Annotated in this window: 8 protein-coding genes; 4 read left to right on the plus strand and 4 right to left on the minus strand. The window is 40.5% G+C overall.

Annotated features, from left to right (window positions below; genetic code table 11):
- Nucleotides 1–241: 241 nt before the first annotated feature.
- The 3 genes from AAEY99_RS16795 to AAEY99_RS16805 all read right to left on the minus strand — a co-directional run bounded on the left by AAEY99_RS16795 (nt 242) and on the right by AAEY99_RS16805 (nt 5696).
- Nucleotides 242–2959, minus strand: a complete 2718-nt coding sequence (locus tag AAEY99_RS16795; RefSeq protein ID WP_351011293.1) for an EAL domain-containing protein — start codon at nt 2957–2959, stop codon at nt 242–244.
- A gap of 562 nt (nt 2960–3521) precedes the next feature.
- Nucleotides 3522–4298, minus strand: a complete 777-nt coding sequence (locus tag AAEY99_RS16800) for a hypothetical protein (RefSeq protein WP_351011295.1) — start codon at nt 4296–4298, stop codon at nt 3522–3524.
- A 255-nt stretch (nt 4299–4553) separates the two neighbouring features.
- A complete protein-coding gene (locus tag AAEY99_RS16805) occupies nt 4554–5696 on the minus strand; it encodes a PcfJ domain-containing protein (RefSeq protein WP_351011296.1) in 1143 nt (380 codons plus the stop codon).
- 303 nt (nt 5697–5999) lie between these two features.
- Between AAEY99_RS16805 and AAEY99_RS16810 the strand changes: the two genes are divergently transcribed.
- Nucleotides 6000–7601 carry an ABC-F family ATPase gene (locus tag AAEY99_RS16810; protein WP_101087233.1) on the plus strand — a complete coding sequence of 534 codons (1602 nt, stop codon included), beginning with the start codon at nt 6000–6002 and terminating at the stop codon, nt 7599–7601.
- Nucleotides 7602–7892: 291 nt separating this feature from the next.
- Nucleotides 7893–10133 (plus strand): peptidase U32 family protein, encoded by a 2241-nt coding sequence (locus tag AAEY99_RS16815; protein ID WP_351011298.1) that lies wholly within the window; start codon nt 7893–7895, stop codon nt 10131–10133.
- Nucleotides 10134–10384: 251 nt separating this feature from the next.
- On the opposite strand, the gene AAEY99_RS16820 is transcribed toward AAEY99_RS16815, so the two are convergent.
- A complete protein-coding gene (locus AAEY99_RS16820) occupies nt 10385–10513 on the minus strand; it encodes a hypothetical protein (RefSeq protein WP_259395380.1) in 129 nt (42 codons plus the stop codon).
- A 270-nt stretch (nt 10514–10783) separates the two neighbouring features.
- Between AAEY99_RS16820 and AAEY99_RS16825 the strand changes: the two genes are divergently transcribed.
- Both AAEY99_RS16825 and AAEY99_RS16830 read left to right on the plus strand, forming a co-directional pair.
- A complete protein-coding gene (locus tag AAEY99_RS16825; RefSeq protein WP_335691959.1) occupies nt 10784–13768 on the plus strand; it encodes a TonB-dependent receptor in 2985 nt (994 codons plus the stop codon).
- Between the two features lie 597 nt (nt 13769–14365).
- Entirely contained in the window at nt 14366–15244 is an 879-nt protein-coding gene (locus AAEY99_RS16830; protein ID WP_101087147.1) for an NAD(P)-dependent oxidoreductase, read from the plus strand.
- Nucleotides 15245–15922: the final 678 nt, after the last annotated feature.

Here is a 15922-nt window from a genome sequence, read left to right on the forward strand (position 1 = left end):
GAATGATGCTTGAATAGAATTGGATAATTTAAATCGGTATAAAAACTATCAAATAAAGTGTGAAGTACAACCAGATAGCATTACTCACTTAGGTTGTTGGAATTGTCATGATGAAATTGTTAGCAGTAAGATGAGTCTTTATTTGGACATTTTTGTCGTTGTTTAAATTAGTAAAGCTCAATAGTCTAATGTCGATTAGCACGACTGAGCGAGATACATATTAATGCTGACTAGTAGCGCTCTATTCGATTGTTAAAGCGTATTTATGATAAACATCATCAATGTTCATCGGTTTTGAAAAATAATACCCTTGCGCCACATCACATTGATGTTCAATCAAAAAATCTAATTGTTCTTGTAATTCTACCCCCTCAGCCGTGACGCATTTACCTAATGAATGAGCCATGTTTATCACCGCTTTTACCACGGCTTGATCTTCGGCTGAATGAATCAGATTGGAGATAAATGACTGATCAATTTTTAACATGTTGGCAGGTAGTGATTTAAGATAAGCAAGTGACGAATAGCCGGTACCAAAGTCGTCGATAGCGACATGAATATCAGCTTCGATCAGTTTCTGTAAAATCTCAATTGATTGCTCAGGAATGGCCATCAACGCGGTTTCGGTGATTTCAAACTTAAGCCACTTAGGTTCGGCGCCAGTATCTGTAATAACAGTCAGTAAATCGTCAGCTAAATTTATATTTATCAGTTCCAGTGCCGACAAGTTAACTGAGACCCTCTTAAAGTCAAAACCTTGCTCATGCCATTTCACTAACTGTTGGCATACCGTTTTGAGCATCCAACGACTTAATTCAAAGATTAAACCAGTATTTTCGGCAATAGGGATAAATTCCGCCGGAGAGATAAGCCCAAAGTCTGGATGGTCCCAACGCATCAACGCTTCAAATCCACCTAAGCCTTGGCTTGGTAAAAGGATTAAAGGCTGATATACCGCAAACAATTGATAATGTTCAATAACAGGTTCAGCTAACGCTTTACGTAACCCCTGCTCGATAATAAGACGGCGTTTATTATGTATCGCTTGTTGTTTGTTACAAAATGCCACCCCAAACGGTCTTTTTTTCGCTTCATACAAAGCTGAATCTGCTTGGTTCAATATCGCTTCAGCATCTTTGCCATCTTCAGGAAAAAGACTAATACCCACACGGCAACCTAAAATAATGGTTTGTTCTAAAAACTCAAAATGTTGTTGAAACACTTCAACTAATTCAGTCGCAATGGCATTTGCTTCATCGGCAGCTTTATTGGGTAATGCAATACAAAATTTATCACCGCCAAAACGTGACACTGTGAAGGTTCCATTTAGCGTAGTACTAATGCGTGTAGCCGCCTGCTGTAGAATATAGTCGCCAGCACTATGTCCAAAGTTATCATTAATAATTTTAAAACGAGTAAGATCTAAAAATAGTAATGCCAGCGGCTGTTGATTTTGCAGACATATTTGAATATTCTCGTCGAGTAAAATCTTAAAAAAATAACGGTTAATTAAGCCCGTTAAGTCGTCATAGTGCGACAGCTGATACAACATATCTTGTTGCTGTTTACGCGATGTCACATCGTGGGCAATACCTTCGCAACCAATGCATTCACCTTCATCATCATACATAGGTCGTTCAAGCACCTCAAAGGTATGAATAACGCCATTCGTATCAAATATTTCTATCTCAAATGGCGCTAATTTCTCTCCATTAATAATGCGCTGGATATATCCTGAGATCAGTTGGTTTTTCGGATTGTCAGTTAACAATTTATAATAATATTCGCCAAATCCAGTAATAGTGAGTCCTAAAATATGAGTCACAGAAGGACTGACATATTGTACAAAACCATCGGTATCGTGCTGATAAAAAATGTATTCATCTTCTAACGACTCAACCAAACCACGGTATCTATTTTCGCTAATGGTAAGCTGAAGCGTCCGTTCCAAGACGTTTTTTTCAAGATTATTTTTTAATTCGTTTAATGCCATATTGGCATTTGCAGTATTAATATTAGCAATGGTTAAGGCTTGATTATTCCGTCTAGCTTGCAAAATCCACACACTAAGCAACAAAATTAATACACCTGCCACCGCCGCAAACTCAATCAAATCTTGGTTATCTTTCGGCAGCGTAATATTTGCCCCCCAAGCTTCATTAATGGCAATTTTTTCAGTAGAGCTCAACGAGCTCAACCCTTTCTGCATAATACTGGCTAAAATGGGAAAGTCTTGTCTGACTGCAATGGATTCATTAGCATTGTTTTTTTCGTAAAAGGCGAAGAATTTCAAATCAGAAAATGAGTACTTTAACTGGTAATAATTTGCTGCAGCTAAAAAGGTGATTGCAGCATCGGCTTGATTAGCCTGCACAGCTTCCATTGCTTCACGCATGTTATCAACCACAAATGGCGTTACGCTGGGGAACTCTTTAATAAGTTTATCGGAATATTGATAATCCTTCACTATCGCAATGGTTTTATTAGCAATATGACTGCGGTTATTAATTTGATGGTTATTATTTTTACCAATAATCACCAGCGATTTATAAACAATTGGACTAGTGAACAAAAATTGGTTTTCGCGCTCAGGTGTGTTGACCATGGTTAACACCATATCAATCTCTTTTTGCTGCAGATTTTTGACGATATCTGGCCAGCGATGTTCATCATTTATGACAAACTCTATGCCTAACTTTTGCCCAATCAACAACAAAGTATCAACTGCCATTCCAACAATTTGATCGTTTTCATTGATATAAGTATAAGGAGGGAAATAACCATCCACACCCACACGGATTGGTTGATGTTCGCTCAGCCATTGTTGCTCATGTTCAGTAAGGGTTATTGGCCTAACAGCGGTCATCTCGACAACATCAGCACGTGTAAAGTTAGCGAATGACAACAATAACAATATACAAAAAAAGACGTTTACATACGCATAGGGTTTATTTGGCATTATTATTTTATTCCTGGTGCTTATATAGCCAATGCTAAAACTAACACCGGTAAAATGTAATGAATTAATGAACTGCTTAGGGGAGCGTACCATATATAAAATAATAACGAGCATACTTAAGCATTAAATAAATTTTTTCAATTACTTAGCCATGAATAACGCGATTGTTTTAATCAACATTTTTAATCAATTTAATGAATCTATTTATACAAAAAAGATTATCAATATACAAACTTTAATGAGTATTTTATTCAATAATCTTTAGTAAACTGCATGTTTGCGATCAGGTACTAAAGCAGGCTTTGTAAGCCTCGCTAGGGAGTGTAAACGGTCAGTCAGCCAACCATTCGTTGTCCTGTTATCGGTGTGATACTTGCGATAGACAAACTGCAGTCGTCGGTAACTGCTCCTGCGTTACTCTAGCTCCTGCATCCATGCAGTCGTCGGTAACTGCTCCTGCGTTACTCTATCTCCTGCATCCATGCAGTCGTCGTTTAGGACTGCTATTAGTGTTTTGCCTTGAGGTTTACCCGTTATCGCTAAGTAATAACAGCACAGTCGATTATTGACTCCAGCTTAACTCACTAAACGACAACGACATCTTGCCTAATCCTTGATATTCAATCTGCAGTGGTTTATCCATGTCGACTTTAAGCACACCGCAATATGAACCAGTAATAATGGCCTGCCCGGCAGTAATCTCAACGCCGCGAGCGGTTAAAAAGTTCACTAACCAGTACAAAGGTGATGCAGGTAAATGGCACGGATGACATCCGTCATAGGTATTGGTAGTGTGTTGTTGAGTGACCAATATTTGAATTTTGCTAGCCATTAATGCCTTAGCTTTGTCAATTTCAGGGCCTAAATACAACCCCTGGTTACTGAGTCCGTCAGCCAATTTTTCAACAAATGTGGCTGGATAATCTCGGCTAAATCGTTGTTGAATTAACTCCAATGCCATATGAGTAGCGCTAATTTGCTGATTAATTTCGGCTTCAGAGTAATGACGATGAGCTTCGAAGGTTTGACCAACAACAAAAGCGATTTCAGGCTCAATCAGGGCTAGCTGCGCCGATGATAAAATGGCACAATCATGTTGATTAACAATGGTATCCGCCAAAATAGGTGCAACAATCAAATCGCCATTGTCTCGCGGCGTTAAACATTTCCAGCCAGTAACATTATGTTGATTCAAGGCAATCATCGCAACTTGGATTTCAAGTGCCGTTTCAATACTGTCTATATGCTGTTCAGGTAGTAAATTTGACTCAGGATTAACACAATGCCTCTGTGAAAAAAGATGTTTGGCAATGTCGTTTATATGCGTTTGTTGAACCATTACGGTTTCCTATTGCGATAGTGAGTTCTTTAACAAGCGAAGTTTTAGTCGCGAGTAAGTGATTATTATAAATACATCTTCGGTTAGTATTAACGCCACACATTATTCACAGCTGTATCGATGTTAGTGGCGTTAATGCTAGTCGCGTTAAAGTTAGTGGCATTAGTGTTAGTTGCGTTAATGCTAGTTGCGTTTCAGCTGATGACACCGCACAAACAACCGCAGTATCAAAGCTAGCATAAAGTAACGCTCACGTTATCCAACTTTGCGTTGCTTTAATTGTGCTTTAGTTTGCTCAAACCACTGATAAACAATCTCGCGTGTTTGCTCCGATGGCATTGAATTAGACGCACCTCTAATCTGGTCGATTTCGCACATCAGCGGCTGGGTTTTAGTGATTTTGATGCCAATAGTCATTCGCTCAGGCTTAGCCATTTTAAACGCACAATAATGTCCGTTGGCAATGCTTTGATGATAAATAGCAATACAGTGACCTTGTTCGCGACCTTCTGCGACGAGCTCATCATAACGGCTAATAGCCTTAATTTGGCCATTGGCTGTAAGCAATTGAGGATAGGCGAAATCAGCATTTTGCGGGCGAGTTTTAACAAGCTCCATTTCATTGCGTTCAACCACCCAGCGATCATGTAACTGGCGTAAATCACTAATCGACGACAATTGACTAACCCGTTGCAGCGGATCGAAAATCCCTAATGTCATTCCCATGTGTAACGTGTCATTAAGGTACGCCATTAATTGGCTGCGACCTTGTTGCTGATTAAACGCCAAATCGAGCCCGAGCGGAGTGCCAGTAAAAAATGGGTACATGTGATCAACACTCAAAGCATTTAAGTTAATCTGTTGATAATGTTTAAACCGACTAAAGTGACAAAAACGGACATCTAACTGACGTTTAACATGCAGTAAATCGGCTTCTCGTTGATAGGTTAAGGTTAACTTATCAATAAACTTAAGCGCTGCTTTACTGCTGTGATAGCCTAGGACCGATAGAATTTGGCGCTGTCCAAGTAAGCAAAATGCCAACGCTTGTTGATTATCGACACAGCATTGCTCGCAAATAAGCAATAACAGCACCGGTCTGCTGAGTAATATTTGTAATGCGGGTTCACAATTAGCAGCCAACCACAGCATTTGGTATTGATGCTCAGCAAAGGGCGCGGTTATGTCCAATAACGGTGCCGGAATAGACGTCAACCAGGCTTGACCTGCTTCGGTTTGAGTCACTAAATCAAGACCTAGCCCTAACCCGCCTTCAAGTTGCTCATTAGATTGATGATTAAACGTTCTAAAACCAGCTAAGCCATCATGCCAGCCATGTAATTCAACATCATAATCAAAACCCAAATCACGCATAGGGATGGTTAATGCAGCGGTCATGTCGACTCCTAAAACAACCAAATCAATAATGTAGCTGATATTGAAACTAATATGGCATCAGTTTCTATTGCAAACGATTCAACCGCGCAGATATCAGCCAATTTACTCAGTTCAATGCTTTCCAAGCCCAGCGTTAACGCCATTGTCTGCTATATAAGCAGATTATAAATCGACAACTTAGCACTAACCTGTATAATCCGCGGCCTATTTACTTACATATACTCATGTCTGTCTTATTCACACGTGGCTGTTGTCTTGCCTATTGTTGATAAATATTCAGTAGTACACAGTTGGAACATTGCTTTGATTTCTACCGCTAATATCACCATGCAGTTTGGCCCTGAGCCATTATTTGAAAACATCTCGGCTCAATTTGGTCACGGTAACCGTTACGGTTTAATCGGCGCAAATGGCTGTGGTAAATCCACGTTCATGAAAATTTTGAGTGGTGCTTTGGCTCCAACATCAGGAAACGTGTCGATTACACCAGGCTTTAAAGTCGGTACGCTTAGTCAAGATCAATTCGCGTTTGAACAATATAGTGTTGTCGACGCAGTGATCATGGGTGATGTCGGACTGTGGAAAGTCAAACAAGAACGCGACAGCATTTACGCCAAAGCTGAAATGACCGATGAAGACGGCATGCGAGTAGGCGACCTAGAAAGTCAGTTCGCGGAAATGGACGGCTACACAGCTGAAAGTCGTGCGGGTGAAATTCTGCTAGAAGCCGGTATTGAAGAGTCATTTCACTTTGGTTTAATGCAACAGGTTGCTCCAGGTTGGAAACTGCGCGTGCTATTAGCACAAGCTTTATTCGCTAACCCAGACATTTTGTTACTCGACGAACCTACCAACAACTTGGATATTCATACCATTAGTTGGTTGGCCACAGAGCTAAACAAACGTAAATGCACCATGATCATCATTTCGCACGACAGACACTTCTTAAACTCTGTTTGTACCCACATGGCTGATATCGATTACGGCGAATTACGTGTTTACCCAGGTAATTACGAATATTTCTTAGCTCAATCAGGCTTAATTCGCGAGCAACTGTTAGCGGGCAATGCCAAGAAAAGTGCTGAAATTGACGAGCTGCAAGACTTCGTTAACCGTTTTGGTGCTAACGCATCTAAAGCAAAACAAGCTAGCTCACGCGCTAAAAAGATGGACAAAATTAAGTTAGATGATGTTAAGTCATCTAGCCGTATTACCCCATCAATTCGTTTTGCAGAAAGCAAAAAGCTGCATCGCCAAGCACTCGTGCTTGAAGAGTTGTCTCACGGATTCGACGAAGTGTTATTCGAACACGGCGACCTTATTCTTGAAGCGGGTTCTAAACTGGCGATTATTGGCGAAAACGGTGTGGGTAAAACTACCCTATTACGCTGCTTAGTGAATCAATTACAACACAATCACGGCCGTATTAAATGGTCTGAAAATGCTGCAATTGGTTACTGCCCACAAGACAGCACCGCAGATTTTGATAATGACATGACTTTATTTGATTGGATGTCATTATGGCGCACACCAAAGCACAATGATTTAATGGTTCGCGGCATGTTAGGTCGTCTATTATTTTCTGATGACGACGCCAACAAAAAAGTCCGCAACTGTTCAGGTGGTGAGAAAAACCGCTTGTTATTCGGTAAGTTAATGATGATGGATATTAACGTACTGGTAATGGACGAGCCAACCAACCACATGGACATGGAAGCGATTGAAGCGCTAAACCAAGCCTTGAAATTATTTGAAGGCACATTGATATTTGTCAGCCATGACCGTGAGTTTGTGTCATCTTTGGCAACACGCATTATTGATGTAAAAGGCAAAAGATTGATAAACTTCCAAGGTACATTTGATGAATACCTTGCAAGCCAAGCTGAAGCAGAAGCCAGAGGCTAACATCTTTTTTGGGCATGTATTACTCAATGTCCATTAACGGATAACATCGTTAAAGTAAGGTCTTCATGTTGCATAATGTTGCAATGACGAAGACCTTTTTTGTTTAATTCATCATAGAGATGAAAGCTAAGCAGTTAGCAAAGCAATACAAAGGGCTGTTTGAGCGACGTTTGTTATCCCGAGTTCAGGTTATTTATATTCGAAAAGCCTAATCAATAGTAATCCGTTGCAGATACACGTAAAATCGACCTGTAAAATTAATAACCAACGACATAAAATAGCGAAAATATCATGAATAGAAAAATCGAATTATTGGCACCCGGTGGAGATGTCGATGCGATCAAAGCTGCGATTATAGCCGGTGCAAATGCCGTTTATTGTGGCCTAGATACCTTCAACGCCCGTAACCGAGCGGCCAACCTGTCATTCGATGACTTAATTGGTGTTATCGCGCTTGCTCACCAATATCAGTGTGAAGTGTTTCTCACCATGAACATCGTTATTTTAGAAAACGAAGTTCCGACATTGGTTAAATTGCTCAATCAGTTAGTGAATACGGGTATCGACGGCATTATTGTCCAGGATTTAGGCCTGTTTAATCTAGTGACTAAACATTTTCCAAGCCTAGCAATTCACGCTTCTACCCAGCTGACAACTCATAACGAAGGTCAAATTGGCTTCTTAGCCAAAATCGGTGCCACTCGTGTCAATTTATCTCGCGAGCTAAACCTTGGCGAAATTAAAAGCCTTACCACCCTCGCCCACGATCACGAAGTGCTTACCGAAGTATTTGTTCACGGCGCTTTATGCATCGCATTCTCGGGTCAATGTTATTCAAGCTCAGTCAGTGTTGGTAATTCTGGCAACCGTGGCCGCTGCAGCCAGGCATGTCGTGATGAATACGAAGTCACAGCAGCCGGTAACAAGTTTCCGCTGAATCTAAAAGACAACTCAGCTTACTTTGATTTACCAGAATTAGTTGATGCAGGTGTCGACTCGCTCAAAATTGAAGGCCGCATTAAAGGTGCACAATATGTCCATACCGTGGTGGACAGCTGGCGCAAACAGATCGACAAATTTATCGAAACAGGCAAGCTATTAGCCGATGACTCGAACTTACATAAAGTGTTCAACCGTGATTTTACCAACTCGTTTTTAAAGGGTAACCTCACCAAAGACATGTTTATCGATAATCCACGCGATAACAGCTTTAAACATGCTAACGACAAAAGTAACGCGATATCAGTGGTTCAAATTCAAGAAGCCCAACAAACACTGTCGTCAGAAAAAGACGCCATTGTGCAATTGGTTGCCGAAAAAATTAATCACCTGAGCATTGCCAAGCCTACGCTAGCACTGGCATTTTCTGGTCAAGTCAATCAACCATTGTCGGTCACTGTGACCACGCCAGATCAACACTTTGTGATTGAATCATCTATCTCTCTAACCCAAGCAACAGAATCACGGGTTGATGAAGCCGCAATTGAAAAACGCTTTAAAAGCTTAAAAGGCAGTGGTTACTTGTTACAGGCATTTAATTATGACGACTTGCAGACTGATTTAAGCCTGCCGTTTAGCCAGTTAACTCAGCTTAAAAACCAACTGTTATTACAGCTAACACAAAGAGAATACATAGGCGCAGTAACCTTACCCAAGTTACCTAAACATCCTAAAGTGACCGACACACCGACATTGTCTTTGCTTATTAGTGATGAAAAAGACGTCAACTTGTGTGATGTTACCGATGCCGATATTTACTTTAAGCTGCCAGAAAGCTTTAAGAAAAACGACAACAAGTATATTGATATCTTTTTACGTAACCCAAGGTTAATCCCGTGGTTTCCGGCTGTGCTTATCGGCAAAGATTACATCGAAGCGGTAAGAGTGTTAGAAGTAGTAAAGCCTAAGCGTATTGTCACAAATAATACTGGCGTTGCGTTTAAAGCCTATGAAATGGACATCGAGTGGATTGCGGGGCCATTTTTAAACACCACTAACTCGTATGCCTTGCTAACATTACAAGAGCAATTGAATTGTGCTGGTGCGTTTATTTCGAACGAGATCAATCGTAACCAAATTAAAAACATCGCCAGACCAGAAAACTTCAAACTGCTTTACAGCATCTATCACCCTATTTTGATGATGACCAGCAGACAATGCTTTTTCCAACAAACGGTAGGCTGTAATAAGCCCAGCATTGAAGACGGTTGCATGCTCAAGTGTGAAAAAGCCACTACCATCACTAATGTGAAAGGTATTTCGTTTGCAGTAGACAAACAAAAAGGCGGTTACCCGAGCATCTATAACCACGAGCAGTTTTTAAACATCGAAGCCGTTGAAGATCTATCACACTTATTTGATGAGTTCTTTATCGACCTCACCAACATAGGATCTGGCTCAAAAGCGGAAATCGATAAAACTCAGCTGGTTGCCCACTTCGAAAACGTCCTTAAAGGCGTCACCGAATCTAAAGTAGAGCTAAATCAACTGGTGACCATTTCTACTAACGCCCAGTATCAGCAAGGTTTGTAATAAAATTTGTTAATGACTCAATCAATAGAATATGTAAATGGTTAACTCAATAACCTCAACTCGGGATAGAGATGAGAATATAGTTACTCTGTATTGATTGTCCATCATAGAAACAACAAGGGTCGCATTAATGCGACCCTTGTTGTTTCTGAAGTGATCAACGGTTAATTCCGACTGTAACACTTTTTATCGACATTAATTTCAAGCTAACATATTGGCAAGCTATCTCGCGAAAAACCTCTAGCAACCTTCTAAAAGTGGCTACTTTGATGTGTTAACCACTGCAACGACAACAACCACCGACCACCTGTAATACCAATATATAAACCTACCTTACCAATATTCATCTCTAAATCTGACTCTGTAAAACCAGTATTCATCGTATATAAGCCTTATATCGACCGCATCAAGTGAAGAATCTCTGTTTTAAACGCGATAGTCACAAGCCAGAGTATGACTGCATTGTAGAATAATGACTGACAAGTAACTCTCATCAACATAAAGATTAGCGCGATTAATTTTGGTAAGACAAATAAAATAATTTGGTAATGATCAATTGCAATTGTTGGTAACGTGTTATATAAATGTATCTGTTGATTAAAACAACAACATTGGTAATACCAAATCAAACAATTTCTTTGGGGGGAATTATGAAGTTGAATAAAATAAGCGCCATGTTCAGTGGCGCAAAAAACAAAGCCAACAATATAACCATTTTTGGCGCGACTTTAACAGCCATGTTAACGATGCCAGCATTTGCAGCAGAACCTGTAGCACAAACTGAAGCGGAAAAAGTTAATACAAGTGAAATTGAAGTTATAGCCGTTCGAGGTATATTTGGCAGCTTAAAAGCCGCTAACTTACTTAAACGTACTGACGAACGTATTGTCGATGTTATCGTTGCTGAAGATATTGGTAAATTACCTGACAACAACATTGCCGAAGCATTGCAACGCATAACAGGTGTTTCTATTGAATCTGATTTTGGTGTCGGTGAATCTGTCACTATCCGTGGTGTATCAGAAAACCTTATTCTGCTCAATGGCCGCTCAACAGCAGGCCCAGGACGTGGCGGTATTAGTTTAGATGACTTCCCTGCTAGTTTCTTAAAAACAGTTGAAGTGATTAAGTCTCCAACGCCTGAAATGATTGAAGGTGCTTTAGGTGGCACAGTTAACATGCAGACAGTACGCCCATTAGAACTTAGTGAGCCGCTAATTGCGATTACCCTCGACGGTGAATACGCAGACAAAACTGAAAATGTTGCACCTAACTTTACCGCCGCAATCGGTAATAGCTGGGATTTAGGTGATGCAGGTACCTTCGGTGCTGCAGCTAACGTATCGTACCAAGACCGTGAATTACGTCGTGACGAGTATTTTAACAAGGTCGATTTACAAGACGATATCGATTTAGACGGTGATGGCACTGTTGATGTATCTGGTGGCCCTAACGGCAAATACCTTCGTAGAACAGAAAGTACAGTAGAACAAAAAACAGAACAACGTGAACGTACAGCATTTGGTTTATCACTACAGTGGGCGCCAACCAGCGAAGATCTTAATTTCTACGTTGACATGAACTCGACAAAACTGGATGGCGGCCAAGCGGCTTATTCAATTCTCGATGTTGGTGGTTCCGTAGTGCCAAGAAGTGATTCCTACTACGATGGTAATGGACAACTGCAAAATTACGACCTAAGTGGCGTATTGGTTATTCCTAAAACCTGGAGTGACTTTACAACATCAGAAACAACTTCTCATGCTATTGGTGGTGAGTGGAATATTACTGATAACATCGAAATCTCAGGCGAATATTCAATCTCGAAATCAGAAGAACGTCAAACAGCTTCTGAATTTAACTTACGTCCAATTGAACGCACAGACCCTACCCTTGATTTAGTCACACATACCAGCACAGCAAGCATGACTAATGGTAGTGGCATTCCATCTTATGTCTTTGAAGACACTGGTATGTTAACTAATCCAGACAACTTGGTATTCCGTGAGTTTTACCACAAAACATTAGACACAGATAACGAAGAACAAGCATTACGCTTTGACTTTAAAATCCATGATGTAGGTGTAGATTTTATCTCTGCAATAAAAACGGGCGTTCGTTTTACCGATAGAGATTACAGTTCAAATCGCTTTGATCTTAAACCTAACGGAACCACGCTTAAAGATGCTTATAAAAAAGCTAAAAACGCAGACGGTTTATACAGCCCAACCTGGATTGATAATCCCATTATCAGCGACAGCTTTACCACTATCAATGCCAGTAACTCGTTCGACCAAACCGGTATTGCGGGTCAAAACGACTTACTAACATACAACGTGTATGACGCTGAAAAGCTGCAAGATGCTCAAGCAACCTATTTGTTAGCCCAACAAATGCTAGCCGGCACCACTTATGCAATGAACGGTACTTTAGCTGACAATATGGTTGAAGACACTGGCGCCTATAAGTTCATCAACGAAAAGACTCGTGCTATCTATGCACAGTTTCATTTAGATTTTGATGACATTACTGCAGTGGTTGGTGGGCGTTATATTCAAACAGAATTAGAATCAAGCATTGTCGATTCTGTAGACAGTAACGGTAACAAAATCCTCAATACTGGTAGTAACGATTATTCAGACTTTTTACCTAGCTTGAATGTCACTTATACTTTATCTGAAGAAACCTTAATGCGTTTTGCGGCTGCTAAAGTGATGCGCCGTGCTGATTTTGATGAGTTAAGTCCTGCATTATCAATCGATAACTCTTTAGTTACCGGTACTCAAGGTTCGTACCAGTTAGAACCGTATCGTGTTACTCAATATGACCTTTCTGTAGAACATTACTTCGGCGACGGTGGTTTACTTTCTGCGGCGATTTTCTATAAAGACGTTAACTCGTTCACACAAACCGACAGCAGCTGTTTAGCTGACTCAAGCACGATAAGCGGACAAAATACCACGCAGTGGAACAATATTTGTTTACTTAACACCGCTGGTCAAAGCCAAGGTGACATTGTTAATGCGACTCAAGATCAAGGTTTAGCATATGTTGATGCTCAAAAAGCCGCAGGTCGCACGGGTATCGTCATCGACACTGATGTGAATGGTGGTAGCGGTGAAGTCAGAGGTTTGGAGTTAGGTTACCAGCAACAGTTCAGCTTTTTACCCGGTATTTGGGCAGGTTTAGGTGTTAACGCAAACTATACCTATGCAGATAGTGAGCAACCCGATGGCAATCCATTACTGAATATTTCTAAGCACACCGCTAACACTCAAGTTTACTGGGAAGGTGAAGAAGTTCAGTTACGTTTAGCCTACAACTGGCGTGACCGTTATTTAGACGACCAAAGCACCAAGCGTGTACAAACTGTTGGCGCTTTAGGTTATAACGTTTTCAACCAGAATGACCCTTCTGCTGACAACTACGACCCTACCGTGGGTAACAGCTACCGAGAAGATAGAGGCCAACTTGATTTTTCAGTTAGCTGGGATATCAACGAAAACTTCACTGTTGTAGCCAATGCGGTAAACCTAACGGGTGAACCAATTGTTTATACTACTGAGCTAGATTCTATCTGGGCTTACAGTGAAGCAGACCGTCGCTACACTCTTGGTGTTCGAGCTAAGTTTTAATCAACTGATGTCTTAAAGTAGAGCCTATCAAATTGATAGGCTCTACCATTAACGACAACAATATTATTGACCGTCACTACAAACGATATTAGAGCGTTAAATGGCTCTGACACTAGCAGCGGCTTAACGCGGTACGTATGTGCAGGGTCATATAAACGATTTATTAGTTGATAAAAATGTCGAATTACAAATAGCGATACCTTGCTACCACACCATCATTAATTCTAGTTTTAGTTAACAACCAACAACGCCACCCTTACCAATCACATTTTTGGTATAACCTTGGCAAGATAATTGGTTGACAATAATCTTAGTATTACTTACAATTTTGTAATACCACTTGATAACCAATTCAAGCAAGAGTAAGCGTCATTGTTACCGATATTTTCAGTCCGGCAATATTAAATGATAAATAATGAGTCGTTTTTGAAGAGTAAACAGGAATACACCATTTGAAAGGACATTAACCCACTCAATTGGCTTATAGCAATCCTGAACTCAAGATGGCTCTTTATACAAATTACATAGCGCACTGGCACATTCGGTGAGCTGAATAAAATTGAAATACGCATTTACCAATATATTTAGGAGTTAGACATGACAAAACCAGTCATCGGTTTTATCGGCCTTGGCCTTATGGGCGGCAACATGGTTGAGAACTTACAAAACAGAGGTTACCAGCTAAATGTAATGGACCTTAACAAAGAAGCGGTTGCTACATGTGTTGCTCGCGGTGCAAAAACCGTAACGACAGCAAAAGAACTTGCTGCATCTAGCGACATCGTTATGCTGTGCTTAACCACATCTGCCGTAGTTGAAAAACTGGTTTATGGTGACGATGGTATTCTCGCGGGCATTAAAGAAGGTTCTGTACTGGTTGATTTTGGTACATCAATTCCTTCATCTACGCGTAAAATTGGTGCAGACCTTGCGGCAAAAGGCGCAGGTATGATTGATGCCCCACTCGGCCGTACTCCTGCTCACGCTAAAGACGGTTTACTAAACATCATGGCAGCTGGCGATCTTGAGACCTTTAATAAAGTTAAGCCAGTATTAGACGAGCAAGGCGAAAACGTATTCCATTTAGGTGCATTAGGCGCAGGTCACACGACTAAGCTAATCAACAACTTTATGGGTATGACTACCGTTTGTGCTATGTCTCAAGCCTTTGCTGTTGCAGATCTTGCTGGTGTTGACCGTGCGCAACTGTTCGACATCATGTCAGCGGGTCCATCTAACTCACCGTTCATGAAATTCTGTAAAAACTATGCAGTAGACGGTGTAAGCGATTTAGGCTTCTCTATTGCTAACGCTAACAAAGATCTTGGCTACTTCTTAAAAATGGTAGAAGACTTAGGCACAGAATCTAAAATTGCTGAAGGTTCATCTGCTAATCTACAAGCTGCATTTGACGCGGGTTTAGGTAACGGCAATGTACCTGAGATATTTGACTACTTTGTAAAACTAGCCAAGTAATTCATAAAGCTGAGTGAATAAAACCTTTTCATCTGTGACGATTGCAGATGAAAAGGTCTATATCAAAACTAAAGCCAAAACTAAAGCCAAAACTAAAACTATCATTAAGACTCTACATTACCCTTCGCTACACAACCTTTCACTTCAGCACTTTTAACCACACCACTCTTCACTACACTTCTGTTCATTAAAAAAGTCACTCTGTATAAAGTCATTCGGTATAAGTGTTATTACCGCTGCCAATACTGCTGCCAATACCGCTACGATTACCGCTACGATTACCGCTAACGTCTACAGTATCGATTCAATACTCATCAACGCTTCGACTTTATGTCCCGTGTAACACCAATGCATGCTGATTAAACATAATATAATCGCAGACTTCAATATCCATGAGTGCATGAAAACACCAACTGATTTGCCGGACGATTACAGCCATCACTTCTTCTGTATTGATATTATTTAACAATGGATCAGGACCATTGCCTCTCTCGAGTCATGCATGTCGACAACGGTTGTTTCAAATCACACTAAGATTAAATCACACTCAGATTAAGTCACCATTTTATTATTATCACTAATGGTCAATACTAGTCGGTTTCCCCCCTGTGTCAGGATAGTTGTCGCCTCAATTAATTTACAAATAAACAGGGAGCGGTAAGTTACAGCAAGTGAATT

The organism is Shewanella sp. S1-58-MNA-CIBAN-0166 (genome assembly GCF_040310085.1).
Lineage (GTDB): Bacteria > Pseudomonadota > Gammaproteobacteria > Enterobacterales > Shewanellaceae > Shewanella.

Coding starts and splice junctions, on each gene's coding strand:
- AAEY99_RS16795 (WP_351011293.1), bottom strand. CDS start 2,959: ATGCCAAATAAACCCTATGCGTATGTAAACGTCTTTTTTTGTATATTG.
- AAEY99_RS16800 (WP_351011295.1), bottom strand. CDS start 4,298: ATGGTTCAACAAACGCATATAAACGACATTGCCAAACATCTTTTTTCA.
- AAEY99_RS16805 (WP_351011296.1), bottom strand. CDS start 5,696: ATGACCGCTGCATTAACCATCCCTATGCGTGATTTGGGTTTTGATTAT.
- AAEY99_RS16815 (WP_351011298.1), top strand. CDS start 7,893: ATGAATAGAAAAATCGAATTATTGGCACCCGGTGGAGATGTCGATGCG.
- AAEY99_RS16820 (WP_259395380.1), bottom strand. CDS start 10,513: ATGAATACTGGTTTTACAGAGTCAGATTTAGAGATGAATATTGGTAAG.
- AAEY99_RS16825 (WP_335691959.1), top strand. CDS start 10,784: ATGAAGTTGAATAAAATAAGCGCCATGTTCAGTGGCGCAAAAAACAAA.
- AAEY99_RS16830 (WP_101087147.1), top strand. CDS start 14,366: ATGACAAAACCAGTCATCGGTTTTATCGGCCTTGGCCTTATGGGCGGC.